At 63.6% G+C, this 22,105-nt stretch carries 22 protein-coding genes; 15 read left to right on the forward strand and 7 right to left on the reverse strand.

Annotation, left to right across the window (positions count from 1 at the left end; translation table 11 throughout):
* Window positions 1–753 precede the first annotated feature (753 nt).
* A complete protein-coding gene (locus ACNQR1_RS36450) occupies window positions 754–1,005 on the forward strand; it encodes a type II toxin-antitoxin system ParD family antitoxin (protein WP_368570321.1) in 252 nt (83 codons plus the stop codon).
* Window positions 1,002–1,301, forward strand: a complete 300-nt coding sequence (locus ACNQR1_RS36455; RefSeq protein WP_368570320.1) for a type II toxin-antitoxin system RelE/ParE family toxin — start codon at window positions 1,002–1,004, stop codon at window positions 1,299–1,301. Before ACNQR1_RS36450 ends, ACNQR1_RS36455 begins: the two co-directional genes overlap by 4 nt.
* 607 nt (window positions 1,302–1,908) lie before the next feature.
* Here the strand turns inward: ACNQR1_RS36455 and ACNQR1_RS36460 are convergent.
* Together ACNQR1_RS36460 and ACNQR1_RS36465 are read right to left on the reverse strand one after the other, a co-directional pair.
* Window positions 1,909–2,310: a hypothetical protein gene (locus ACNQR1_RS36460; RefSeq protein ID WP_418050635.1), complete on the reverse strand. Its 402-nt coding sequence runs from the start codon at window positions 2,308–2,310 to the stop codon at window positions 1,909–1,911.
* Between the two features lie 382 nt (window positions 2,311–2,692).
* Entirely contained in the window at window positions 2,693–3,589 is an 897-nt protein-coding gene (locus ACNQR1_RS36465) for a ParA family protein (protein ID WP_368575824.1), read from the reverse strand.
* Between the two features lie 596 nt (window positions 3,590–4,185).
* Here ACNQR1_RS36465 and ACNQR1_RS36470 point away from each other — a divergent pair.
* The 8 genes from ACNQR1_RS36470 to ACNQR1_RS36505 all read left to right on the forward strand — a co-directional run bounded on the left by ACNQR1_RS36470 (window position 4,186) and on the right by ACNQR1_RS36505 (window position 10,773).
* A complete protein-coding gene (locus ACNQR1_RS36470) occupies window positions 4,186–5,055 on the forward strand; it encodes a DUF2637 domain-containing protein (RefSeq protein WP_368570154.1) in 870 nt (289 codons plus the stop codon).
* Between the two features lie 213 nt (window positions 5,056–5,268).
* On the forward strand, window positions 5,269–6,786 hold the full coding sequence (locus ACNQR1_RS36475; protein WP_418050636.1) for a DUF4226 domain-containing protein: 1,518 nt from the start codon (window positions 5,269–5,271) through the stop codon (window positions 6,784–6,786).
* Window positions 6,787–6,798: 12 nt separating this feature from the next.
* Window positions 6,799–7,107, forward strand: a complete 309-nt coding sequence (locus ACNQR1_RS36480; protein ID WP_133058848.1) for a hypothetical protein — start codon at window positions 6,799–6,801, stop codon at window positions 7,105–7,107.
* An 83-nt stretch (window positions 7,108–7,190) separates the two neighbouring features.
* Complete coding sequence (locus ACNQR1_RS36485) at window positions 7,191–7,823, forward strand: hypothetical protein (RefSeq protein ID WP_368570149.1); 633 nt, start codon at window positions 7,191–7,193, stop codon at window positions 7,821–7,823.
* A 50-nt stretch (window positions 7,824–7,873) separates the two neighbouring features.
* On the forward strand, window positions 7,874–8,179 hold the full coding sequence (locus ACNQR1_RS36490; protein ID WP_055109424.1) for a hypothetical protein: 306 nt from the start codon (window positions 7,874–7,876) through the stop codon (window positions 8,177–8,179).
* An 18-nt stretch (window positions 8,180–8,197) separates the two neighbouring features.
* The gene (locus ACNQR1_RS36495) at window positions 8,198–9,817 is read left to right on the forward strand and encodes a PPE domain-containing protein (protein WP_418050637.1); all 1,620 of its coding nucleotides are present in this window, start codon (window positions 8,198–8,200) and stop codon (window positions 9,815–9,817) included.
* Window positions 9,814–10,215 (forward strand): type I secretion protein TolC, encoded by a 402-nt coding sequence (locus tag ACNQR1_RS36500; RefSeq protein ID WP_368569470.1) that lies wholly within the window; start codon window positions 9,814–9,816, stop codon window positions 10,213–10,215. Before ACNQR1_RS36495 ends, ACNQR1_RS36500 begins: the two co-directional genes overlap by 4 nt.
* A 234-nt stretch (window positions 10,216–10,449) precedes the next feature.
* On the forward strand, window positions 10,450–10,773 hold the full coding sequence (locus tag ACNQR1_RS36505; protein WP_418011010.1) for a hypothetical protein: 324 nt from the start codon (window positions 10,450–10,452) through the stop codon (window positions 10,771–10,773).
* Between the two features lie 52 nt (window positions 10,774–10,825).
* On the opposite strand, the gene ACNQR1_RS36510 is transcribed toward ACNQR1_RS36505, so the two are convergent.
* Both ACNQR1_RS36510 and ACNQR1_RS36515 read right to left on the reverse strand, forming a co-directional pair.
* Window positions 10,826–11,197 (reverse strand): hypothetical protein, encoded by a 372-nt coding sequence (locus tag ACNQR1_RS36510; protein WP_418011011.1) that lies wholly within the window; start codon window positions 11,195–11,197, stop codon window positions 10,826–10,828.
* Window positions 11,198–12,660: 1,463 nt separating this feature from the next.
* Entirely contained in the window at window positions 12,661–13,098 is a 438-nt protein-coding gene (locus ACNQR1_RS36515; protein ID WP_418011012.1) for a hypothetical protein, read from the reverse strand.
* Between the two features lie 256 nt (window positions 13,099–13,354).
* On the opposite strand from ACNQR1_RS36515, the gene ACNQR1_RS36520 reads away from it, so the two are divergent.
* Entirely contained in the window at window positions 13,355–14,200 is an 846-nt protein-coding gene (locus tag ACNQR1_RS36520; protein WP_418050638.1) for an IS5 family transposase, read from the forward strand.
* Window positions 14,201–14,359: 159 nt separating this feature from the next.
* On the opposite strand, the gene ACNQR1_RS36525 is transcribed toward ACNQR1_RS36520, so the two are convergent.
* Window positions 14,360–15,997: a GMC oxidoreductase gene (locus ACNQR1_RS36525; RefSeq protein ID WP_418024739.1), complete on the reverse strand. Its 1,638-nt coding sequence runs from the start codon at window positions 15,995–15,997 to the stop codon at window positions 14,360–14,362.
* Window positions 15,987–17,171, reverse strand: a complete 1,185-nt coding sequence (locus ACNQR1_RS36530; protein WP_418024741.1) for an alkane 1-monooxygenase — start codon at window positions 17,169–17,171, stop codon at window positions 15,987–15,989. Before ACNQR1_RS36530 ends, ACNQR1_RS36525 begins: the two co-directional genes overlap by 11 nt.
* Window positions 17,172–17,871: 700 nt before the next feature.
* Here ACNQR1_RS36530 and ACNQR1_RS36535 point away from each other — a divergent pair.
* The 4 genes from ACNQR1_RS36535 to ACNQR1_RS36550 are packed head-to-tail and all read left to right on the forward strand — an operon-like array spanning window position 17,872 to window position 21,567.
* The gene (locus tag ACNQR1_RS36535) at window positions 17,872–19,104 is read left to right on the forward strand and encodes a class I SAM-dependent methyltransferase (protein ID WP_418011082.1); all 1,233 of its coding nucleotides are present in this window, start codon (window positions 17,872–17,874) and stop codon (window positions 19,102–19,104) included.
* Entirely contained in the window at window positions 19,104–19,886 is a 783-nt protein-coding gene (locus tag ACNQR1_RS36540) for a glucose-1-phosphate cytidylyltransferase (RefSeq protein WP_418011016.1), read from the forward strand. The genes ACNQR1_RS36535 and ACNQR1_RS36540 overlap by 1 nt, the downstream gene beginning before the upstream one ends.
* Window positions 19,883–20,542: a PIG-L deacetylase family protein gene (locus tag ACNQR1_RS36545; RefSeq protein ID WP_418011083.1), complete on the forward strand. Its 660-nt coding sequence runs from the start codon at window positions 19,883–19,885 to the stop codon at window positions 20,540–20,542. Before ACNQR1_RS36540 ends, ACNQR1_RS36545 begins: the two co-directional genes overlap by 4 nt.
* Entirely contained in the window at window positions 20,539–21,567 is a 1,029-nt protein-coding gene (locus ACNQR1_RS36550) for an NAD-dependent epimerase/dehydratase family protein (RefSeq protein ID WP_418011017.1), read from the forward strand. Before ACNQR1_RS36545 ends, ACNQR1_RS36550 begins: the two co-directional genes overlap by 4 nt.
* Here ACNQR1_RS36550 and ACNQR1_RS36555 read toward each other — a convergent pair.
* Window positions 21,551–22,105: a dTDP-4-dehydrorhamnose 3,5-epimerase family protein gene (locus tag ACNQR1_RS36555; RefSeq protein ID WP_418011018.1), complete on the reverse strand. Its 555-nt coding sequence runs from the start codon at window positions 22,103–22,105 to the stop codon at window positions 21,551–21,553. The genes ACNQR1_RS36550 and ACNQR1_RS36555 overlap by 17 nt on opposite strands.

Consider the following 22,105-nt stretch of genomic DNA (forward strand, 5'->3'; position numbering starts at 1 on the left):
GTGTAAAACGTTGATCAGGTGGTGGCCCGGGCCACGCGGGCGTGGGCCAGGCGCGATCACTGCGCCCCGTCATTCAAGCGTCGCTGATTCAGGCTGATCACCCGGCGGTCACTCATCGCGACGGCTCCATCCAGATTGTCTGCAAAGCAGCGTGTTTCGGCGATGCGGCGGGCCTCCACGGCGACCCCTCGACCACCCACGCCATGAAATCATTTGCCCGCTTCAACCGATCGGCGTCGCGAGTGTTCCAGGGGTTTGAGGCCGAATCCGATTCATCGAGATAGCCGGTTTGCGCGCGATAACGCCGCAGTGGCGTTGGAGGACGAGCCGAGTTTGGCTAGTTCGACGGTTGGCCATGTCAGCGTTAATGGGCCCCGGCCGACACGACGGGGGCAGCTTGATGCCCCGCTTACCCCATCGACCCCTAGACCAACACTCAGCAAACTAGTTTCCGGGTAGGCGCCCAAAGGAGCGGCAGCCATCCAATACGACAAGCTGCTTAGGAAGCCTTATCGCCGACGGCCGCTTTCAGCACGACGAATACGGCGGAATCGAATATGGAGGGTTACCAGTCGAGGTGTAGCCAACCTGTGCCCCAACTATTTTGAAGCTCTGATAACAGCAGTCCCCGGTCTCAGCGAACCTGGCGGTTGTCGCCGCATTCAACCTGTCGGACCGCGGCTCGCCCGACGATTCTCGGGCCAAACGAGCGGTCGCGGCTCGACGATTACCAATAGTTGGTACATTTTTGGTATGGGTAGAAACACCTCGTTCAGCCTGGATGAGCACTTCAACGCATTCATCGACGACGAGGTCGCCTCAGGCCGATATCGGTCGGCAAGCGACGTCGTGCGCGCCGCCCTGCGGCTGCTGGAGGAACGCGAGACACGCTTAAACGCCCTCCGCGAGGCGCTGGTAGCGGGCGAAAATAGCGGTGCGTCAACGCCGTTCGAATTCGACGCGTTCGTGGCGCGGAAGCGCGCTCAGGAACATCGCGGACGGTGAGCCGATATGTGCTGTCCCCAGCTGCCCAGGCAGATCTGGAGCAGATCTGGGACTACTCGTGCGAACGGTGGAATGACGATCAGGCCGAAGCCTACGTGCGCGGGATTCAGCGTGCCGTGGAGCTTGTTGCGGACAATCCCCTGATTGGGAGGTCTTGCGACGAGGTCCGTACCGGCTACCGGCGGCATACTGCGGGATCGCACACGCTTTATTACCGCGTTGGCGCCGGTGGAGAGCTGATCGATGTGGTGCGCATCCTCCACAAACGCATGGATGTCGACCAGCACCTCGACTAACGTGCGGCGGCCCGGGTCCAAGCAGTCGGAATTATCGTTCGGAAACGCCAACTTCACTGACACGCAGCAGTGTTTCATCCCATTCTTGTTGGCGCTCCTCTGGGAGTGACCGCCAACTCCGTAAGGAATCTTGCGGAGAGTTACCGACTCGGCGAAATGGAGCGCGGCTACCGGATTCTCAGCCGTGTCGGAGATGGTCCGGTTTGCCACAGCGCCCGATCCAGAGCTGAGCCTTCCAACGCTGGTCCCCCCGTCCCACCTGCTCGGCCTTGCTGTGCCGGGCGCGAGCGAGACACAGCGACGGCGTTGCGGGGCGAGCTCGACCGGCACCGCACGGATGCTCAGGCAGAACGGGAAGCGCTGCGCGCCGGCCACGCCGAACAGCTCGCGCAAGTCCAGCGTAGGTGCGGACGAGCGTGTGCAAGCCCTTACCGACGCGCTAGCGACGGCGCGGGAGGTCACCACCACGTACCGAGCCCAGTTCAGCGCTTCTGATGCACCCGAAGACTCAGCGGCGAGGCCGCGCAAGCGAGCGGCGCGCGCACAGCGGTCCAAACAGGACGCTGACGAGGAGTCCTGCCGCGCCCCCGCTATTTGGGCACGCAACCTAGCTCGTCGATCGCCTGGAGGCCTTCTTGGCAGCGTGTGCCTGCTGGGGAAGGTATGCGTCGAGGGCGGCAGCAACCATCTCTGAGCGGTTGGTTTCCGGGGCACCAGGCCGCTGCACGCGGATCTGTTGAGAAGCCCAGGTTTCGAGTGCTTTCATGACTTTGCGCTCGGCTTTTGTGGGTCGGATGCGCAGCGGGAGCGGCGTTTCCGTACCGGATTTGCCTGGCGCCCCACGCCAAGGGAACAAGTCGCCGGGAGTGGGGCCGGGGCGCCTCGCAAGGATGAGGGCCGGCAGTTCGTGAGCGTGCTCACGTAGCGCGTTAAGCACGATAGCCGTGTGGCTCGGCGCGGTTGCGCGGGCGCTGTTGAAACGAACGACAATCGACTCGGGAATGCTCATGACCGTCGGTGAAGGGATGTGAGCGTCGGGATCGTTGAGGTCGATAGCCAGGTCCGGCAGTCCAGCAGGTTGTGTCGTGGGCGCCTGGACGACGACCGGCGCGGCGGGTGCTGTCGCTGTGGGGGCTACTCCCCCGGCCGCGACTTGGGCGCCCGCCGTGTGAGGCTCGGTGGCTGGTGGGGCCGGCTGAGCCGGTTTCTCTTCAACGGCTGCGGGCTGATCGGGCTTCGATTCGAGAGGCTCGGCGATGCCGTCGACGGCGATGTTGTCGGAGACGACAGACAGAGCGGCGGGGGTCGCGGGGTGGCGGGGTGGCGGTGCTTGGCGGGTTCGCCGGGCCCGCCGGCTGTTCAAGGCGTCGATACCGTTCTGTGCCATGGCTTTACTCGCTCTCTCCTGCTCTGGTGATGGCTAGCTCAACGACGGCCCGGGCCACCGCGGTCACCTCACGTACGAACGGCTTGCTGCGTGCGGGCACTGGTTTACGTGCGGATACGGCCATGCGATATTGCCGCTGGGCGAGCCAGCTGTACTTGCTGATCGGCGGTCCGACCGGCAGTCCGTAGGTTTCGCTGATGTCTTGGAGGCGCTCGATCATCTTGCGCGGCGGTACCGGGGCGACCATATTGGGCACGATCAGCAACGGATAGGACCGGAGTTCGTCGGCCATACCTTCCAGCGCCTCCAGGGGCCGTTGTTCGAGGACAACCGGTGCGACGATGACATGCGCGGCGGCAACGGCGCCGTAGGTACTGTCACCGCCGCCGGGATGCGTATCGGTGACGATGGTTCGCCGCCACTCGGTTGACCACTGTTCGAGGTGTCGGGTCACTACTTCGTCTTCGGGCTGGTTGGCCATCCAGTCGGGGTGGGACGGGACGAGGTCGGCACGGAATTCCCCACCCTTGAGAGGTCGTGGAGTCCGTCCGGTCTCGAATGCGTCGAGTAGGGGTGCGTTGGTACGGGTCTCGTGGCGGTAGCCCCACGCGCGGCTGGCGTTGCCGCGGTCCCAGTCGAGGTCGACGAGCACCGCGGCGAGGATCCAGGCGATCTCTTTGGCGATCTCGGTCTTGCCGACACCGCCCTTCCAGGCTGCGATCGCCACGAGCAGATTGGCGAGAATTCTACGCAGAACGTGCTCTGGCGTGGTGGCCAGCAGGGAGTCAATTGGCCAGTCGTTGTCCTCATCCTTTTCGTCGCGGCCGAAGGGGTACCGCAGCCGTTCCAAGGCGAGCTCAATCGGTGAGGTGTCTGCATCGATCACACTGGTAGTCGTCATGCTTCCTGTCACTCCCCCGCTCACGCGTAGTTTCTCGGGACATGCCTCGCGGTGTGCCGCGTCATGTTTCACATGCTAGAGCGTGGACTATCTCATGTGCTATCTCATTCAATAACGTGTCGCTAACTTCAGGAAATATCTTATGAGATACGTGACGCGATACGGCGCGCGACAAGCCACGCACTACTCTGCGTGATATCTTATGCATCGGTTCATCCGTGCACGTACGTAGTGACACACACGCACACTCAAGCACTGCTCCACACGACATCTGTCGCAAGTACTTATCCGTCATCTCATGCATTGGCATCCGCAATGGGTTACGAGGTATCGCACGCGTCACCGTTCGTGACAACACACGCAATCGTGCACGCATCCTTCCATCGATCAGCGCGCGTATCCATGTTCGCGTCACTGTTCGGCATGCGCTGCACGTCGAGATGGGGGCGGAGGGGCAACGCGGGCCCCCGTCTCCAGCGTGATCCTCACCGACGCCGGCGGGGTGGATGAATTTCAGGATGACTGTCGCATTAGCGGCTGGGTGGACCAGACACTTCGAGTTGAAGATCCCGAGCTGACGAAAGGGAAATCCACTAATGACCCTCTTGGATGAGCGGCCCACACTGGCTCCAGACGTTTCGGTGGAGCCAGCCGAGCCCGGGCCACCACGCACGAGCCCTCCTCCTGCAGCCGCGGAGCGGGGCAGCGGCCAGGTCGACCGGGCCGCTGAGAAGCTGCTGATGCTTCGGCGTGCCCGCAAGAGCGCGGTCGCGGTGACCGTGTTCATCGCGTGCGGGTCGTTCGGCCTGTCGTTCTACTCCCTATGGGACATGGCGTCTGAGCTGGCGTGGCCTTCCTACATCGCGTGGCTGTGGCCGTTGATCGTCGACGGCATGATCATCGTCGCCACGATGTCGCTGGTGGCCTTCGGTGGATACACCGGGCAGAAGGCCAACGTCGTTTATTCGTGGTTCGTCCTGGGGTTCGGGGCAGCGGTCAGTATGGGTGCGAATTTCATTCACCCTCTGCTGCCGCACTTGACGGGGCAGGCTCAGGGCCCTGTGACTGCGGGCATGTGGCTGGGCGCCGGGATCTCGTGCATTCCTCCGATCGCACTTTTGGCTTGCACCCATCTGCTGGCCAGGCTGTGGGCCTTCACTCCCGACGAGGACAGCCTGACGCCGGCCGAAGTGGCGGTCGGAATCGCTGAGGTTGGCGAGCCGGCGGAGGGGGTGGCGGAGCTGTCGCGCGCGGTGGCGGCCGGGATCCAGGGTCGTGGCAAGTTGACGGGACATCCGGAGGAAGTGGTCGCCGAGACGGTACGCCTGCTGTTCCACACCGAACCGACGTTGACGTTGAGGGAGATCGGCCGGCGGGTTGGTCGGCATCACGACGTGGTGGGCAAGGTGCGCGATGAGGTATCAGCGCTGCTCGGAGCTGGTGTCGCAGATGGTGGCGGGGGGTAGTAGACCGGTGGCGCAGGGTGGCGGAATGAACGCCAACCCATCCAAGCCGATATCTCATGAAATATCTTGCGCGATATCTCACATGGGTTGGAGAGGATGGCTTGGCGAAGTTCATTCCGGATGACTGTCGCATAACGCCATGGGGGTTCCTAACGTTCAACTCAGTGCGGCTGACGTCGGTCGCGACCAAGAACTCAGGAAGGGTGGCTCGCGGTGGCGGTTGGATTTGACCAGGGTCTGTCGGACTCGGTGGACAACGTCGTCAAGCTTGTGGGCGCCGCGGGAAATATCTTCGCCCCGCCGGCCGCACCGGTCTTCGGGCCAGGTGGATTCCCGCAGAGCCCGTCGAACGGCGCCGACGAGGACCGTGGTGGAGGCGGGGGAGACCCTACGTATCCGCTTCCGCCCGGGCATGCCCCCATCCCTGCGCCGCCCCCGGCAGGGCAGGGGACCGGTGGGATGCCCAACGGAGCCGACAACGCCGGGCAGCAGTACAACGACAGCAACCACGGTGTGGAGCTCACCGACCAAAAACTGTCTCAGACCCTCAAGGACATCTTCGCGTCCAATCAGGCGTCCTACGACAAGGTGATGTCGATCCTCAGGGAGATCGAAGACAAGCAGAAGCAGATGGGACCGGACGCGTTGAACACACCCGGTGGTCTGCTGACCTTTCAGAAGTTCGTCGACGACAAGCTCGGCGAGGTGCAGAAGGTTCTCGACGACGCACACATCGATACCGCCAAGCAGTCTGAGGTGCTACGAGGCCTAAGCGACGAGTACCGCACGACCGGCCCGAGGGGAGATGAGCACGACGGACCTGGCGGCAGCGGTGGCGCACCTGGCGGCGAGGGTGGCGGTAACGGTGGCGAACAGGGCGGCGCACCTGGCGGCGGCGAGGGCGGGGGTGGCGGCGGTGGCGGTACCCCGCCGGCGGAACCGTTACAGGATCCGCTGGCGGGTCTGGGTCCGATGGTGGGCGGCGGTCCAATGGATCCGCTGGCTGCGCTGGGGCCGGCGTTGGGAAGTGTGCCGGGCATGCTGTCAGGGATGAGTGGTGGCGGTGGGGGGTTGCCATTGGATGCGCTCGGTTCGGGGCTGGGGGCTCTGGGCGGGTTGGCCGGACTCAAGGACACTTTCGCTGACAAGGCGCCGACAGACGGCGAGAAGCCCGATGATCACTTCAAGGACGGCCCGGACCCTTCGCAGGATCCGAAGGTCAAGGATCCCGGGGCCGGGTTTAACGACAGTCCCGCGCCGCCGGCCCCCGGTGCTGATCCTGCGCATCCAGGGGTAGTCGACCCGAAGTCACAGACCGCACCGGAGGCGGCCGCGCCGGTAGCCACGCCTGCCGGTGATCCTGAGAAGTCGGAGCTGACGGTGAAAGCCGGCAACGATGAGTTCACCGCGCCGGACAAGCTGACTTACGACGTGATGAGCGACGTGGTGGAGAAGGGGATGAGTCCGACCGCGGCCTACGGGCAACACGGTGTGCAGCTGGCGCCCCCTGGTACGCCGGTGACGGCTCCGGTGGATCCGAATCTCATGAAGGGTGGTGAGCTGGGCTACTTCGAGGCCCAGGAGCCGATTCTGGCGATGGGGAAGGGCAAGATTTGGCTCGATGGCCAAGTCCAGCCGTTGAGTTCGCTCGGAAGTCGGCAGGATTTCCTAGGCTGGACGAAGGCACCGGGTGCTGCGGCGCAATCGGGCACCGGCGCTGGGGCGGTGTAGGAGTTGTTGTCGATGCAGCCAGAGGTCAGGTCACCTGTGCGTACCTATGTCGAGTATTCCCGTGATGGTGCGCTGACCGTTGAACTCGACGGGGACGAAGCGGTCGTGCGTGTGCAGGTCGAACCCGAGGTCAACGCGACGTGGACAGCCCAGGAAGTCAGTTCTCGCGTCCTGCGCCTGCATACGGTGGCGCTGATGCGCAAGCGCTGCGAGGACCGCGACCAGATGAACGACCGCGGCGCCGGCATCCCGCCGGGACACCCGGTCTTCCCGACGGCGTCGGAAGTCGCGGAATACCGGCACCGATTCATCAATTTCTGATGGGTTTGGCTGCTGCATAACGCCACGACGACAGTTACGTTGGGGCAAACAGGGGAGCACTTCCATCGGGGAAAGACGCAGCAATGACGAGTTCCGATCCAGACGACGATCAGCTGGCGGAGCTTCTCGGCGATCAGCTCCGCTATGCAAGGGAGCGCATTGCGGTGTTTCGCGAGTCGGTGGGCCGCCTTCAGGTCACCGGGGAAGTCGACGGAGTACGAGCCGTTTTCGGTTCCGGTGATGCTCTCGCGCTGCGCGAGTTCACGGTTGCCCCGCAGATGCTGGCGAGGTATTCAAGCAGCGATCTCGCCGACGTCGTCAAGACCGTGCTGGCAGATGCCCACCAACGGTTCAATGAGCGGTTCAAGCAGTTGTACAGGGATCTGGATCTGTGGGGTCTATTCGGGTGGGATACCAGCAGCACCTCCCCGACCGTGTCGTCCACCAGGCACGTGGAGTCGTCTCGGTCCGGTGAACTCCTGATGAGCTTCGACGATCGCTCTGTCGTGGCCGATGTGTATCTGGCCCCGGCGGTGGTCTCAACCTGGACCGGCCAACAGGTGGGGGAGCGAGTTCAAGACATGTACACCGCGGCGCTCACCGCCGCGGTGGCCCGAGAGAGAGCTGAAATGCAGCGGCGCGGCGTTGAGAAGCTGGAACGGTTGCCCAGCGTCTCCGAAGTCACTGAGTACCGCCGCCGATATTTCAATTTCTGACAAAGCGGCACAATACAAGTAGCAAACTGCGGTCAGGGAAGGTACACGCGATGAGTCGTTCACTGGATATCAATTTCGATGAATGGGAAACCCACGCGCAATCGTGGGACACCGAAGCCGACGCTGCCCGCGACCGGCTGCACGTCGACGACACGGCGATCGCCGAGGCCAAGAAGTCGTTCGGCAAGATCGGGTCGTCATCGGTCGGGCAGGAGTACGCCGCGGCGCTGCAAGCCCGCAGAGAACTGGGACGACGGTTCGGTTCGTACGCCAACGGTGTGGCCGGCCACATTCGGCGCGACTTGGCAACCTACGGCGACACCGAGGCCGCCAACAGCCGGGCACTGTCCACCTAAGGAAGGTGGGACGGTCGAATGGGCAGCAGGCTGGACATCGATCCGGACGGTGTGCGAGGGGCCGGCGGCGTCGTGCAGCAGGCCCCCACGCGAGGAACCCCGCCGTCGGCAGTGACGCCGGCGGCAGCTGATGCAACATCGGTGAGTGTGGCTGCGCAACTGGGAGCGTTGATGGCCACGCTGGGCGTGAACACCACGGTGACGAACGCTCGCACCGAAGTGGCGTCGGGACGGCTCACGAGCAGTGCCGACACCTATCAGGAACAGGACACGATCTCAGCGCGTGCATTGGGCAATACCCACGCAGGTGCCGCACCCGCGCACTTTGCCGATGTGCAGATGCCGAACTTCGCCGCACCGCGGGCGCCCAGCATGCCAGCAGCAGTCCCAGCAGGCGGCGGGATTGTCCCCGTAACCGGGCACGAGATCGCCACCGTCGTTCATGGGGGTCCAGGCCCGCAGGGCCTCGACGACGCAGCGACCGCGCTCAAGGCTCTCGCCGGTCAGCTCGAGCAGGCCGCAACGACGGTGCGCTCCGGGCGCTCACAGGCTGCCAGCAGCTGGTCATCAGATGCAGCCGACAACGCCGATAATCACCTTAGCGGTCTGGAACGCCGCTACCAGGATCACGCCGAGCAGGCACGCACGGGTGCATCCCAAGCCAGCGCCCACGCCGCCAACTTCCGGCAATTCAAAGCCGACACTCCGCAGCCGAGCGTCTTCACGGATTTGGAACGGCGGCTCTATGCCGCCAACAATGCCAACGCCCAACCAGGCAGTATGGGTCGCTACTCGGCCACGATCACCGAACTGCAGACGAAACTGGCAGACGCGAACCGCAAGGCTATTACCGCATTCGGCCAGTACACCGCGGCCGCGGAAACCCACCCCGTGTCCAGCCTTGGACAGCCACCTGGCCCAGCAGATGCCCCGCCCCCGGCCGGTGCGGCGGATCCGGGAGCAGATACCGCCGGATCGGACATGAATACCTCAGCGGCACTGGATGATCCGAACGCCGACCCGGCGCTGCTGGATGATGCGACCGGCACCGGCGCGGAAATGTTGCAGACCGTGTTGCCGGCGGTGCTCGGGGGGATCTCGGGCGCGGTCGGCGCTGGGGTGGGGGCGGTCAGTGGCGCCGCTCAGAAGCTGCAGGAGGTCGGGAGCCAGGCGGTCGGCGGTCTGACACAAGGAATGAGCACATTGACCTCGGCTGCATCGGCGTCGGCGCCAAAGCTGGGCGGCAGTGACGGGTCAGGCGACAGTTCGGGGTTGCCCGACTTCGGATCAGGCGGTGGCGGCGGACTGCCCGGAGACACCGAGCCTGCGTCTTCGACACTGTCGGAGCCACTTTCGCCGCCGGCGGTGACGGCCGCGACGTCTGCTCCTGTCGTGGCAGCACCGGCAACTGTCAGCGCGTCCACACCGAGCACCGCTGGCAGCCCCATGGGTGTGGGTGGGGGCGGAATGGTCCCACCCATGATGGGTGCGCCAATGGGCGGCCGCGGAGGCGGCGCTGAAGAAGACAAACGGCTAGCGCCCGATCGGCGACTACACATCGAAGAAGCGCCCAACGCCGAACCAGTCAAAGGCCGGCGCGAGGCGCGCGCCAGACGAGGGGACACCGAAAAGCAATGACCAGCGCCGAGAAGACGAACTCCACCGACCATCGCTCCGTGGAGTTGACCGACGACGAATACGTCGCGCAGACAGAGGGCGCGATCGCGCACTGGCGGGCCCGCCACCGGGCCTTCATGGACGCCGTCGACCGCATCGAGGTCGACCCCGTCGATCCCGACGTCTACGCGCGTTTCGACAGCAACGGGACGCTGGTCGAGTTCGAGGTGACCGACAAAGCGCTGCGCACCTACACCAACACCGAGCTGGAAGAGCTCATCCGAAACGTGTTGGAGGAAACCCGCAGTCGTGCTGCTGCCGAACTCTTTGGACTGCACGCGAAATACCTGCAACCCAATGCGGCGAACTTCGATCCCGATATTGTCGGCGAACCCTACGTTGTACCGCCGCCGATCTAACAGCATTGTGACACAACAGGTTTCAGCAGAGGGAGAAGGTTCTGTGTCGAGTGTTCTGGTTGTTGGTCCCCGCGAACTTCAGCCCGGGGATGTGATCGGTGGGGAGTACATCCGACTATGAGATGAACCTCTGGAACGGCAACGAGTATCACGACGAAACCCTGTTTCACATCGAACGCCCCTGAAATCCACTGCCTCGCAACCCGGGCGCCGCAACAGGCCTGAGGACACCCCATGACCGATGAACACGAAGAGGACCTCCAGCTGCGCTACGACGTCTTCTGGCAGCTCGACTACACGGTGTCGGCCTTCGGTCCCGACGACGTCACCGCCGAGATGGCCAAGAACCTGCTGACCGTCCTCAGAATGATCGGCCGCGACGACACTGATCCTGGTCCACCCTCAGCTGTCGCGATCGATCTCGCAGCACGCGCCCAGCGCGACATCGACACCCCGACTTGGGAAGCCACCTGGCAACGATTCAAGCGGGAAATCCGGGAAGAGCGAATCCGGCTTGCCCGAGAACTGGAGATCGAGCCGACCGACGACACGGGGTGAACCAGGAAAAGGCGGTGTCGATCGCATCTCACCGCAGTCGTTTTCGGCACGCTCAGTCGGTTCGTCCACGAGCGCGGCGCACAGCGTCCTGTAGTGCCACCTGTTGGCGCGCGGCCTCGGCGGTGCGCTTGCGGGCGGCGTTGCGCACAGCTTCGGTCGCGACCGCACGGGCAGCGATCCGACCAGCGCCGCCCGAATCCGGCCCGGCAGGTGGGGTGAGCTCTGTGCGCTGACGGGCCACTCGCGCCGTGGCAGCGGCCACTTCTGCGGCCTCACGCGCTTCCTCAGCCGCTGCGGGACGATCGTCGAGGTTCTCGCCCCCATGCCACGCCAAAATGGCCCCCATCAGCCCGATAGGCCGGTACGGGGCATCCGGTATCGTCCGGCCGGTAATGCCCAGCCAGTCGGTTACCAGCTGCGTCAAGTCACGTGCCGTCCACCCGTGGCGTGCCGGGGCGGCCAACAACGCTGCCCAGGCACTCGCTGAGTGTTTTCGAGCCCACGGCGGGCAATCCGGAGTCGCCCTCCACGCCCGAGCTAGGGCCGAACCTGCTGCGTCTGGGCTCTTGCGGCGCCCCGCGCCGCAACTACGGGAGCCCTTGGGCGAGCGTTTACGGGTAGTAAGTGGGTAATCAAAAGTTCTTTTACTACGTAAAAGAGACCCTTCGGGGTGGGATGACATGCTGTTAATAACCAGCATCAACCAGGCACTATCGTGCAGCACCCAAACCGATGCCCACCCACGGCCACGATCACCGACACGCCACGACGCCAACCGCTCGGCACGAGTACGTTGCCGCCCCCTCAGAACTTCGGTGGCCACCCCCAACAGCCGCAGTGCTTCGTCGGCCCGCTGCACCTGACGTACCGAGAAACCGGTCAACTCAGCAAGCCGGGCATTGGTCGGCCGGCAGTTGCGGCCGGTCTGGAAGTCGGCATGCCGCGCCCGGGCGGCCGCGATCGCCAGGAGCGCAGCCCTGCTCACGCCCCCGTTGCACATCTGCGGCCGAATTGCCTTGTAGCGCAAGTCAAAGGCGATAGCCACAGTCAAATGGACCCAACGAGCCGATCGCCCGGTCCAACACGCCACACCCAGATGGACGTCCTGGGGGAGTTCAAGGTAGACGAGCTCGTTGTCCCGCCACCGTGTCCGAGTGGCCGCGCGACGTGCTCGACGCCGGCGCGCGGCCACCACCCGCGGTCGGGTGCGGATCACCCCGCGACGACGTTTCGTGCGGCTGCAACCCTGGTAGGGGCGCCGTGAATGCTCGGTCACCCGAGGTGGCCGAGATGATTGCTGGGTACACGAAAGCGCGCCCTCTGGACGTTGTCGGAGACGTGCGCTACCGTGAGAGCTGTCGGTCAAGACAGTCCCTTCATGGGTAGGTGCGCGAGTCACCTATGAGAAGGTCCGAGCTGCTAACTCGGTTCTTCGCACTCGCTACGACTACGAACAGTTGCCCTCGGCCTGCCAGCCGGGGGCGTTCGTGTTTCTTGGAGTGGTTTCTCGCGCGCTATTCAGATGTGCTGGGGTAACAGGGAGCTGGCACGTCGTCCCTCTGAGGTGCCCGCCCCTGCGGTCCTATGCGCTGATCTGTAGCAGCACCTCCTGATTGAGTTCCCGGGCCAATTCCGGCATTCCGACATGAACCGCAAGCAAGTCAGCGATGTACTGAGACATCGATCTGACGCCCGCTTCCTGGCGCAACTTCTCCAACTCGCTGTACACGCTGTCCACCGGGCGCACTAAGACGGGCCGGCGTTCTCCCTTGTGTGGCTGTGGCATGGTGCTGACCTTGCCATCGCGAAGCGGTTACCGATTCGAGACACGCCGGTGATACTGCGGAATCAGTATCAAATTCCCGGCAAGTCACGGCGAAGCGGTAACTACCGTGATCGGCTGAGGTCAGAGACGATGGCGTCGAATCCGGGATCCGAGCGGGGGCCGCAGTACTGCCAGAACGTCGCGGCATGCGTCACCTGACGCCCAAACCACTGTTCCCGCATGGAAACCGTCCGGACACTGGTGTCGACGCGCTCTACGAGGCCGTCAGCCTCCAGACCGGTCAGTAGCGGGTGGATCACCCCGGCCGGCGGCGGAACCGCCACGGTATGGACCCGGCCGGCGCAGTGCTTCACGCATCCGCAGCAAAACGCGGCGAACTCCTGAATCCACGAACAGCTCGCATCGAAGATGTTCAGCGAACGCCACGGCAGCCCGCATTCGGCAGCGAGCTGCGTGGTCGAGCATGGCTCGGCGAAGCGACGCAGTGCGGCGGTGAGCTGGTCACACGCGGCGATCGCTTGGGCAGCGGTGAGGATCATAGTGTCCAATTTCTCCTGTCTTCGTGGGTTTCGCGCCGGGCTATCCACCGTTGTCCTTCGTGTGATCAGGCCTGGCGCCGTATCGAATTCGCGTGGTGAGCGTTTCAGCGGGGGTTTGACCGGGCGTCGCGGCAAACGACGCTTCAACTCAGTGCCTGTTTTCATTCCTCGTTGACTGCCGCTGATCCGTTCGCCTTTAGAGTCACTGTGACGGCTCGTTGAAACGAATTGGTGCTTAGGGTGATTGGCGTAATGAATGCTTGCTCCCGAGCCGTGGTGCTCGCATACTGGGGCGGTGCGGGTGCCGCGGTATCCGTCGGATACTTCTGATCTGGAGTGGCAGTTAATCGAGCCGCTCCTGCCGATTGCGGCGTGCCAGACGCCGACCGGCGGCCGACCTGAGGCGCATGATCGCCGCGCGATCGTCGACGCGATTCGCTACTTGGTCGACAACGGGTGCAAGTGGCGGGCCATGCCGGCTGACTTTCCGCCCTGGCGCACGGTGTACGGGTTCTTCACTCGGTGGTCTCGCAACGGTGTGCTCGACCGCATCCGCGATGAGCTGTTGGTGGCCGTCCGCCTTGCGGCCGGGCACTGTATGCGGTCGCCGACTGCGGTCATCGATTCCCAGACGGTGCGCGCCGCCGAAACCGTTGCACGAGCCTCGCGCGGGTATGACGCGGCCAAGAAAATCAACGGTCGCAAACGGAGCGTCGCGGTAGACCTTGACGGAATGCTTCTGGCCGCCGTCGTCACCGGCGGGAACCTTCAGGATCGTGACGCCGCGAGGGTGCTGCTGACTCGGCTGCGGAGCGAGAATCCGCAGATCGCCACGATTTGGGCGGATGGTGCCTACCGCGGCGCACTGGTGTCCTGGGCCGCGCAGCAGTTGCGATTGCGCATCGAGGTCGTGCCCAGACCGCAAGGTGTGCGTGGGTTCGTGGTGCTCCCACGGCGCTGGGTCGTCGAACGCAGTTTGGCGTGGTTAACCCACGCCCGCCGCCTGGTCCGGGACTACGAACGATCGCCCGAGAATGCCGAGGCATTGCTGACATGGGCGGCGGTGACATTGATGACCCGGCGGCTCACCCGAGGGCAATGATGGCCGCGTCCACGTCGCTGCCGGCTAACGCCGGTCAGCGCCCACCTTATGCGGACGTCGTGGCTAATGACCAACGTCGGCCACATAGGTCGCCACGACCGGCGGCCACTGGAGGCTCCTGGACCGAAAACTCCGCTGGTCACTCAACGTGGAGTCACGTCAAACCGTTGTTCGGCCCCGTCCTTGCAGGATCGCTTCGATGTTGCGTTCCGCTAGGGCGGTGATGGTCATGAATGGGTTGCAGCCGAGGAAACCGGGGACAAGAGAGGCGTCGTTGATGTAGAGGTTGTCGTAGCCGATCACTCGGCCGAATTCGTCGGTGACTTGTCCGCGAATGCACCCGCCCAGCGGGTGAACGGTATTGGGTGTGAACACTTTTCCGGAGAAGATGTCATCTCGGTAGTCGACCCGATTGGCGTTGACGACTCTGTCGAACACCGACTTGGCCCGTTCCACTAGGTGCTGGGTGTGGTCGTCGGTCCATTGGATGGATATCGAATCGGACTGACGGTCGTAGCTGATGTCGGCGCGATCTGTGGTGTTGACCATGGCGTAGTAGCCGAGCATGAAGGTCTCTTCAGGGAGTGGGATGGAAAACATGCTGGCGTACACGGGATTGTCTGGGTCGGCTCTACCGTCTAGGTTGATCATTCCCATGAGTGATTGTTGAGTGCCGGCCGGATTCTGGTTGCTCAGCATGTGTGCGACCATGACGTCACCGTTGTTGCCGTAACCCCGCCCGATTGCCTCGGAGAGATTTGGCAAAGCGCCCGTTTCACGGGCACGGATCAGGATGTGATTGGTGCCCAGGACGCCGGCGCTGAGGTAGAGGTGCTGGCATCCGATTTCATGGAGTGCTAGCTGTTTACCCCAGCGGTCGATGGTGCGGATTTGCACCACATATTCGCCGGAAGGCTCTCGCCGGATATTGGTGACTTCAGTGAGCGGTTTGAGGCTTACGCTTCCGGTGTCCATCGCAGCTTTGATGTAGGTGTCGGCGACGTTGCCGATGCGGCCGAAATTGTTGCCGTACTGCTGTTCGAAGGCGGTGGCTGAGGGAGGCACCCGGCCTGCTGTTTCCTCCATGAGATAGTCGAAGGAGTAGGCGCTGCCGTTGTAGTCGACGGGATAGCCTGCGGCAGCTGCGTATTGGCGTCCGACTCGCGAATATTGGAACCATGGTGTTTGTTCGAACCAGTCCATGTTGCGATAGCTGATCCGAAGCGACCTGCGTGCACGGTCGATATAGGTTCCTAGAAATTCCGTCGGGGCGATGTCAGGAAAGGTGGCGGAAACCTGAGCGGCGGTGGGGATCGCCGCGATTGCCGCGTTCACCATCGATCCACCTCCGACACAGATTCCGCGGAAGACATCGTGGGAGCCGTGAGTACTCTTGTCACAGATGCCGGCCTGCACAGGCTGAGGTGAGGGCACATTCTGCGCAACGTCGGCGACGGTGATTCCGCGGAAGGACGTGGTCAGGCTGGGCGGAATCGGCGTGAACCAACCCGATCGAGTGTCGGCGGGAAGCATCTTGGAGAACCGCTTCCCGTCTTCGTCCGGGGTGGTCCAATGTCTGCCTTTTTCCAGGATCAGAGTGTCGATTCCTGCTTGCCCGAGCCGCAACGCGCTGACGCCCCCGCCGTATCCGCTTCCCACCACAATCGCGGCGTAGTGATCGCGCAGTTCAATGTCGGTTCGGTGTGATCGCGCGTGTACAGCCGCGGCGCCGGCACCGAATGCAGCCATGGAAGCGAGCCCCAGGAATCGTTTCCGCGAGAAGACGCTAGTACTCATCGCCCGGTCCGTACTTGTCGAGGAGAGGTTGCCGATCTCGGGGAGCGATTGCTGTTAGCCGGATTTGGTCCTGATAGTGCGCAAAGACACGGGGATCCATCACGCGTCGCCACAACAGCGGGAACAGCGCCAGAACCACCATCGTGCCGTACCCACCCGGCAGTTCGGGAGCTTCATCGAAACTCCGCAGGGTTTGGTAGCGGCGTTGGGGGTTGGCGTGATGGTCGGAATGGCGCTGAAGGTGAAACAAGAAGATGTTGGTGACGACGGCGTTGCTGTTCCAGCTGTGGCAGGGGGACACCTTCTCGTAGCGTCCGCTGGCCATCAGTTTGCGCTGAAGCCCGTAGTGTTCAATGTAATTGACGATCTCAAGCAAAAAGATCCCGATGATCGCCTGCCCTGCCAGCCAGGGAAGCACGTTGGTCCCGAACCAGAGTGCGAGAACGGCGAACATCGCTGCACTCAGCAGCCACGCGTTGAGAATGTGGTTTCGGAAAGTCCACGGCGACAGCCCGGACCGTGCTAATCGCCGTGCCTCCATGTGCCACGCTGAACGCAGACCACCGAACAAAGACCTCGGGATGAACCGGTACAGGCTCTCGCCCAGCCTCGCACTGGCGGGATCTGCCGGTGTTGCCACGCGGCTGTGGTGACCACGGTTGTGCTCCACAAAAAAATGTCCGTAGCACGTTTGCGCCAATGCGATTTTGCTGAGCCGTCGCTCCACGAGTTGACGTTTGTGGCCGAGCTCGTGGGCAGCATTGATGCCCACCCCGCCGACGATGCCGACGGTGGTCATTAGTCCGACCTTGTCGCCGAACGTCATTGACAACCAACCGCCGCCGCTCCACAGCCAGCAAGCAAACCCTAGTGAAAAGTACTGATTGGGAAGATACAGATAGGTCGCACATCGATAGAGCCGATCCCGCTCTAGTTCGATGTAGGCACCGTCCGGGGGATTGCCCGCATCGGCGGGAATCACCTGGTCCAGAACGGGTATCACCATGAAGGCAAGGATCAGCCCCAACCACCACAGCCACCGGAAATCGGTGAGGATCACCGCGGCCCACGAGATCGGCACTAAACATGGGACGGACGCGCCGAGCAACCACAGGTACTTTTTGGGATCCCTCCATCGTCGGACATCGACAACCTGTTGCCGGCGCACCATCATGTCGTCACCTTTAACCCATCATCGCCCATGCCCCACCCAGCAGATTTGACACCTGCCTGGCGAAATGTAGCAAAGGTATAAACACTGAACCACTCAAGGTCCGGATCGATCCGCGACGAGATGGCCGACGGCAACGAACCGTTGACAGGTGCGAATCATGCAGATGTCGCAGGCGATACGAGCGACCCTGATCGATGGAAACGGAGACTCGCGGTGGTTCAACCAACCACTTCAGGGCGGCTCAGGCAGACGAACATGTACGCGAGCAAATCAGCATGGTGTTCGAGGCTTGCGTCGGCGAACGCTTTCCTTCGCCGACGACTCTCCGCGTTCAATTCGCGCGGTGACATGTGCTGGAAATCACCTGCGCGGGCATGCTGCGCTGCCCCTTGGGTAACCTCTCAGACGGGCCGTCGGACGGGCCGAGGATGTCAGTCAGCCTCCGGCACGGGCGCGCGGATTGAGTGGCGAGCAGGCTGGCGCCCCGTGCCCCTAGCAAGCGCTGCGCTGTCATCGCGGCATGTCCGGCAACCCACCAAGGTCGGTTTCCAGCCCGATGGCAACCGCGCTGAGCAACATCTGAACAGTTAGCTATGTCCTGCTACGATCCTCGACGAGTCACGTCTGGCGGCTGTGTGTCAGCACGATTCCGTCGATGGTGAGTATCGATGAACTTTCGGTCGAGAGCGAAGGTCCGCGTGTGCTGTGCCGGTTGTGTGAATCTGACCGTCTGCTGAGTGTGCTCGACCTCGGCGCGACGCCGCCATGCGAGAAGTTGCTGTCGGCCGACGAGCTCGACCTACCCGAGTCGACGTACCCGCTGCATCTGCGATTGTGTGAGAACTGCCTGCTCCTGCAGATTCCCGCGCTCATCACGCCCGAGGACACGTTCACCGAGTACGCGTACTTCTCATCGTTTTCAGACTCCTGGGTTGCGCACGCACGACAGTTCGTCACCGACACCGTCGACCGGTTGGACCTTGGCCCGGACAAGTTTGTGGTGGAGGTTGCCAGCAATGACGGCTACCTGCTGCGGCACGTGGTGGACGCCGGCGTGCGATGCCTGGGCATCGAGCCGTCGGTCAACGTGGGGGCGACCGCCCTCGACCAGGGGGTCCCGACGCTCACGGCGTTCCTCGATGAACCGACAGCAATGTCGGTGCGGGCCGAGCACGGACCAGCTGATCTGGTGGTAGCCAACAACGTCTACGCCCACATTCCGGATCTGGTCGGGTTCACGCGCGCGTTGCGGACGCTGCTGGCCGATGATGGTTGGCTGTCGATCGAAGTTCACCATGCTGGCAGCCTCGTGGAATTCGGCCAGTTCGACACCATTTATCACGAGCATTTCCAGTACTACACCGTGGCGTCGGCGGCCCGGGCCCTGGCGAGCGCCGGGCTGACCGTCGTCGATGCCGAGCCGCTGCCCACTCACGGTGGCTCGATCAGGCTGTGGGCGCGGCCGGGCCCGGGAGTACCGTCGCCGCGGATGGCCCAGCTGCTGGCGGCCGAGGAAGCCGCCGGTCTGCACGACGTCAGCGGATACCTCGGGCTGCAACGCAAGACTGAGCAGCTGCGCCACGATCTGCTGGGGCTGCTGCTGGACTACCACGCCACCGGCAAGCGCGTGATCGGCTATGGCGCGCCCGGGAAAGGCAACACGCTGCTCAACTATTGCGGGATCCGCTCGGACCTCATCGAATACACCGTCGACCGCAACCCGTACAAGCACGGCAAATTCACCCCGGGCATTCGAATCCCGATCCACCCTGTGGAGCGCATCGACAAGGACCGCCCCGACGTCATTGTGGTGCTGCCATGGAATCTAGAGACCGAGATCACCGAGCAACTGTCCTATACCGGTAGGTGGGGGGCGCAGCTGGTCTACCCCCTTCCCGCCCTGCATGTCGTTGCAGCAGAAGGGAAGCCCTGATGAAGGTGGTGTTGTTTTGCGGTGGTTACGGCATGCGTATGCGCAATGGCGCTGAGGACACCGTCCCCAAACCTATGCAGATGATCGGCACTCGGCCGCTGATCTGGCACGTCATGCGGTACTACGCACATTTCGGGCATACCGACTTCATCCTGTGTCTCGGATATGGCGCGACCCACATCAAGAACTACTTCCTGACCTATCAGGAGTCGGTGTCCAACGACTTCGTCATCCGTGACGGCTGCGTTGAGCTTCTGCACTCCGACATCCGCGACTGGTCGATCACGTTCGTCGACACCGGCGCGGAATCACCGATCGGCGAGCGCCTGCGGCGTGTCAGCAAGTTCCTGGACGGAGATGACTATTTTCTGGCGAATTACGCCGACGTGCTGACCGACGCCCCGATGAATCACATCATCGACGAGGTCAAGTCATCGGGTGCGGCCGCCTCGATGCTTGTGGTCCCACCGCAGTCGTCGTTCCACTGCGTCGAACTCGCCGACTCCGGTGCGGTCAACGGGATCACGCCCGTCTCGCGGCTTCCGATCTGGGAGAACGGCGGGTTCTTCGTGCTGTCCCGCGAGGTCCTGGGCCTGCTGACCGAGAACTGCGACCTGGTCGAGGACGTATGCGGCAAGCTCGCCGCCGACGGCCGCCTCTACGGCTACAAGCATCTGGGCTTTTGGAAACCGGCCGACACGTTCAAAGAACGCGCTGATCTCGACGCGGCCTACCAGCGGGGCGACGCACCGTGGATGCTGTGGGAGAAGCACGCATCGTGATCGCTCTGAACACCGGGAGCATCGCGGAAATCGCCGTGCTCGCAGCGCATTGCGACGACATCGCGATCGGAATGGGCGGCACCTTGCTAACCCTGGCAAACACCTGTCCGGGGCTTCGGGTGCACGCCCTGGTGCTCTCGGGAGCGGGTAGCCCCCGGGAGGCCGAGGAGCGTGCCGCGCTGTCGGCGTTCTGCCCCGGCGCCGACATCGCGCTCACAGTGCTCGACGTTCCCGACGGCCGCGCACCCGCGCACTGGGACCGGATCAAAAACGAACTCAAGACCTTCCGGCGCAGCTGCGATCCGGATCTGGTTTTCGGTCCACACCGGCGCGATGCCCACCAGGACCACCGGACGCTGGCCGAATTGATACCCACCGAATTCCGCGACCACCTCACCCTGGGCTACGAGATCCTCAAGTGGGAAACCGACACCCCGACACCGACGGCGTTTCACCCGCTGAGCAGCGACATCGCCAAGCAAAAGGCATGCCTTTTACACGCGCACTACCTTTCGCAGGTGGGCCACGACTGGTTCGACGACGCGGCGTTTCTCGGACTGGCCCGGCTGCGGGGTGTGCAATGCCGCAGCAGTCACGCCGAAGCGTTCGTGATGGAGAAGGCGAACATCGGATTCACAGAAAGGGTGGCAACGTGAGAGTTCTGGTCACCGGCCATCAAGGCTACCTCGGCACGGTGATGGTTCCCGCTCTGCAGGCGGCAGGGCATTCGGTGGCCGGGTTGGACACCGGCTTCTTCGCCGACTGCGTGCTGGGCCCCGCTCCCGATGGAATCGAGCAGTTGTCAGTCGATCTGCGCGAGGTCACCTCGCAGCAGCTGGCCGGGTTTGATGCCGTGGTGCACCTGGCGGCGCTGTCCAACGATCCGCTCGGCGCCCTCGAACCCGAGATCACCTTCGACATCAACCACAGTGCGTCGGTGCGGCTGGCCAGGCTGGCCAAAGACGCGGGGGTCAAGCGGTTCCTGTATGCGTCAACCTGTTCGGTCTACGGCGCGGCTGGTGACGGACTGGTCGACGAGCAGACCCCGCTGCGGCCGCTCACACCGTACGCGATCAGCAAAGTGCGCGTTGAGGACGAGGTGGCGGCGATGGCAGGCGACGGCTTCGCCCCGGTATTCCTGCGCAACGCCACGGCATTCGGGTTCTCGCCGCGTCCACGCGCTGACATCGTGCTCAACAACCTGGTCGGGCACGCGATGCTGACCGGTGTCGTGCTGGTGCTCTCCGATGGAACACCATGGCGTCCACTGGTCCATGCCAAGGATATTGCCGAGGCCTTTTGCACGTGCCTGACCGCCCCGGCCCACGTGGTCAGTGCCCGTGCCTACAACATCGGATCGGAGACCAACAACGTCACTGTCGCCGACATAGCGCACGAGGTGGTGCGCGCGGTCCCGGGGTCGGCGGTGTCCATCACCGGGGAGACGGGCGCCGACCCACGCTCCTACCGGGTCAGTTTCTCCAGGGCCAGAACGGAGTTGGGTTTTGAGGCGCGACGCACGGTCGCCGACGGCGCGGTCGAACTGTACGACGCTTACACAGCTTACGGGCTGACGCCAGAGGCATTCGAGGGCCGATTCACCCGGCTGACCCGGCTGCGTGAGCTGCTCGCCGAGGGAGTCGTTGATGCGCAGTTGCGGCGGGTCAGCGCAGGTGCGTGACCAGATCGGCCCAGCTGCCCGCGGCGGCGTCGCGCTGCGAGATAACAGCCACCGGCAGGGGCCAAGCGATGGCCAGGTCAGGATCGTCGTGGGCGACCGCGAGATCCTCGGCAGGATCGTGCTCGCGGTTGATGCGGTAGCACACGTCGGCGGTCGTGGTCAGTGCCTGGAAGCCGTGCAGCAGGCCGGGCGGCACATAAAGGTGGCGGAAGCCGCTGTCATCGAGCATAAACGACTCATGCTGCCCGAACGTCGGAGAGTCCGGCCGGGCGTCAACCAGCACGTCGTGCACCGCGCCGTTGGCGCAGCGCACCAGCTTTGCTTCACCGCGGCCGCGTCTGCCGTGCAATCCACGGATCACTCCGCGTGCCGACCGGGACTGCGAATCCTGTATGAACGCCGCTGCGGCACCGGGTACGCCGCGCCAGTCGTCGAACACGTCGGCGTCGAAGGTGCGCGTGAAGAATCCCCGATCATCGTGATGCGGGCGCGGAATGAGGATGGCCACCCCGTGCAGCTGGGTCTGCTCGATACGCAC

Origin of the sequence: Mycobacterium sp. 48b (assembly GCF_048282725.1) — a bacterium.
GTDB lineage: Bacteria > Actinomycetota > Actinomycetes > Mycobacteriales > Mycobacteriaceae > Mycobacterium.

What these genes read in the sequence shown, in the direction of transcription:
- ACNQR1_RS36450 (WP_368570321.1), top strand. Translation starts at nt 754, where the DNA reads ATGGGTAGAAACACCTCGTTCAGCCTGGATGAGCACTTCAACGCATTC.
- ACNQR1_RS36460 (WP_418050635.1), bottom strand. Translation starts at nt 2,310, where the DNA reads ATGAGCATTCCCGAGTCGATTGTCGTTCGTTTCAACAGCGCCCGCGCA.
- ACNQR1_RS36465 (WP_368575824.1), bottom strand. Translation starts at nt 3,589, where the DNA reads ATGACGACTACCAGTGTGATCGATGCAGACACCTCACCGATTGAGCTC.
- ACNQR1_RS36470 (WP_368570154.1), top strand. Translation starts at nt 4,186, where the DNA reads ATGACCCTCTTGGATGAGCGGCCCACACTGGCTCCAGACGTTTCGGTG.
- ACNQR1_RS36480 (WP_133058848.1), top strand. Translation starts at nt 6,799, where the DNA reads ATGCAGCCAGAGGTCAGGTCACCTGTGCGTACCTATGTCGAGTATTCC.
- ACNQR1_RS36485 (WP_368570149.1), top strand. Translation starts at nt 7,191, where the DNA reads ATGACGAGTTCCGATCCAGACGACGATCAGCTGGCGGAGCTTCTCGGC.
- ACNQR1_RS36490 (WP_055109424.1), top strand. Translation starts at nt 7,874, where the DNA reads ATGAGTCGTTCACTGGATATCAATTTCGATGAATGGGAAACCCACGCG.
- ACNQR1_RS36495 (WP_418050637.1), top strand. Translation starts at nt 8,198, where the DNA reads ATGGGCAGCAGGCTGGACATCGATCCGGACGGTGTGCGAGGGGCCGGC.
- ACNQR1_RS36500 (WP_368569470.1), top strand. Translation starts at nt 9,814, where the DNA reads ATGACCAGCGCCGAGAAGACGAACTCCACCGACCATCGCTCCGTGGAG.
- ACNQR1_RS36505 (WP_418011010.1), top strand. Translation starts at nt 10,450, where the DNA reads ATGACCGATGAACACGAAGAGGACCTCCAGCTGCGCTACGACGTCTTC.
- ACNQR1_RS36515 (WP_418011012.1), bottom strand. Translation starts at nt 13,098, where the DNA reads ATGATCCTCACCGCTGCCCAAGCGATCGCCGCGTGTGACCAGCTCACC.
- ACNQR1_RS36520 (WP_418050638.1), top strand. Translation starts at nt 13,355, where the DNA reads ATGCTTGCTCCCGAGCCGTGGTGCTCGCATACTGGGGCGGTGCGGGTG.
- ACNQR1_RS36525 (WP_418024739.1), bottom strand. Translation starts at nt 15,997, where the DNA reads ATGAGTACTAGCGTCTTCTCGCGGAAACGATTCCTGGGGCTCGCTTCC.
- ACNQR1_RS36530 (WP_418024741.1), bottom strand. Translation starts at nt 17,171, where the DNA reads ATGATGGTGCGCCGGCAACAGGTTGTCGATGTCCGACGATGGAGGGAT.
- ACNQR1_RS36540 (WP_418011016.1), top strand. Translation starts at nt 19,104, where the DNA reads ATGAAGGTGGTGTTGTTTTGCGGTGGTTACGGCATGCGTATGCGCAAT.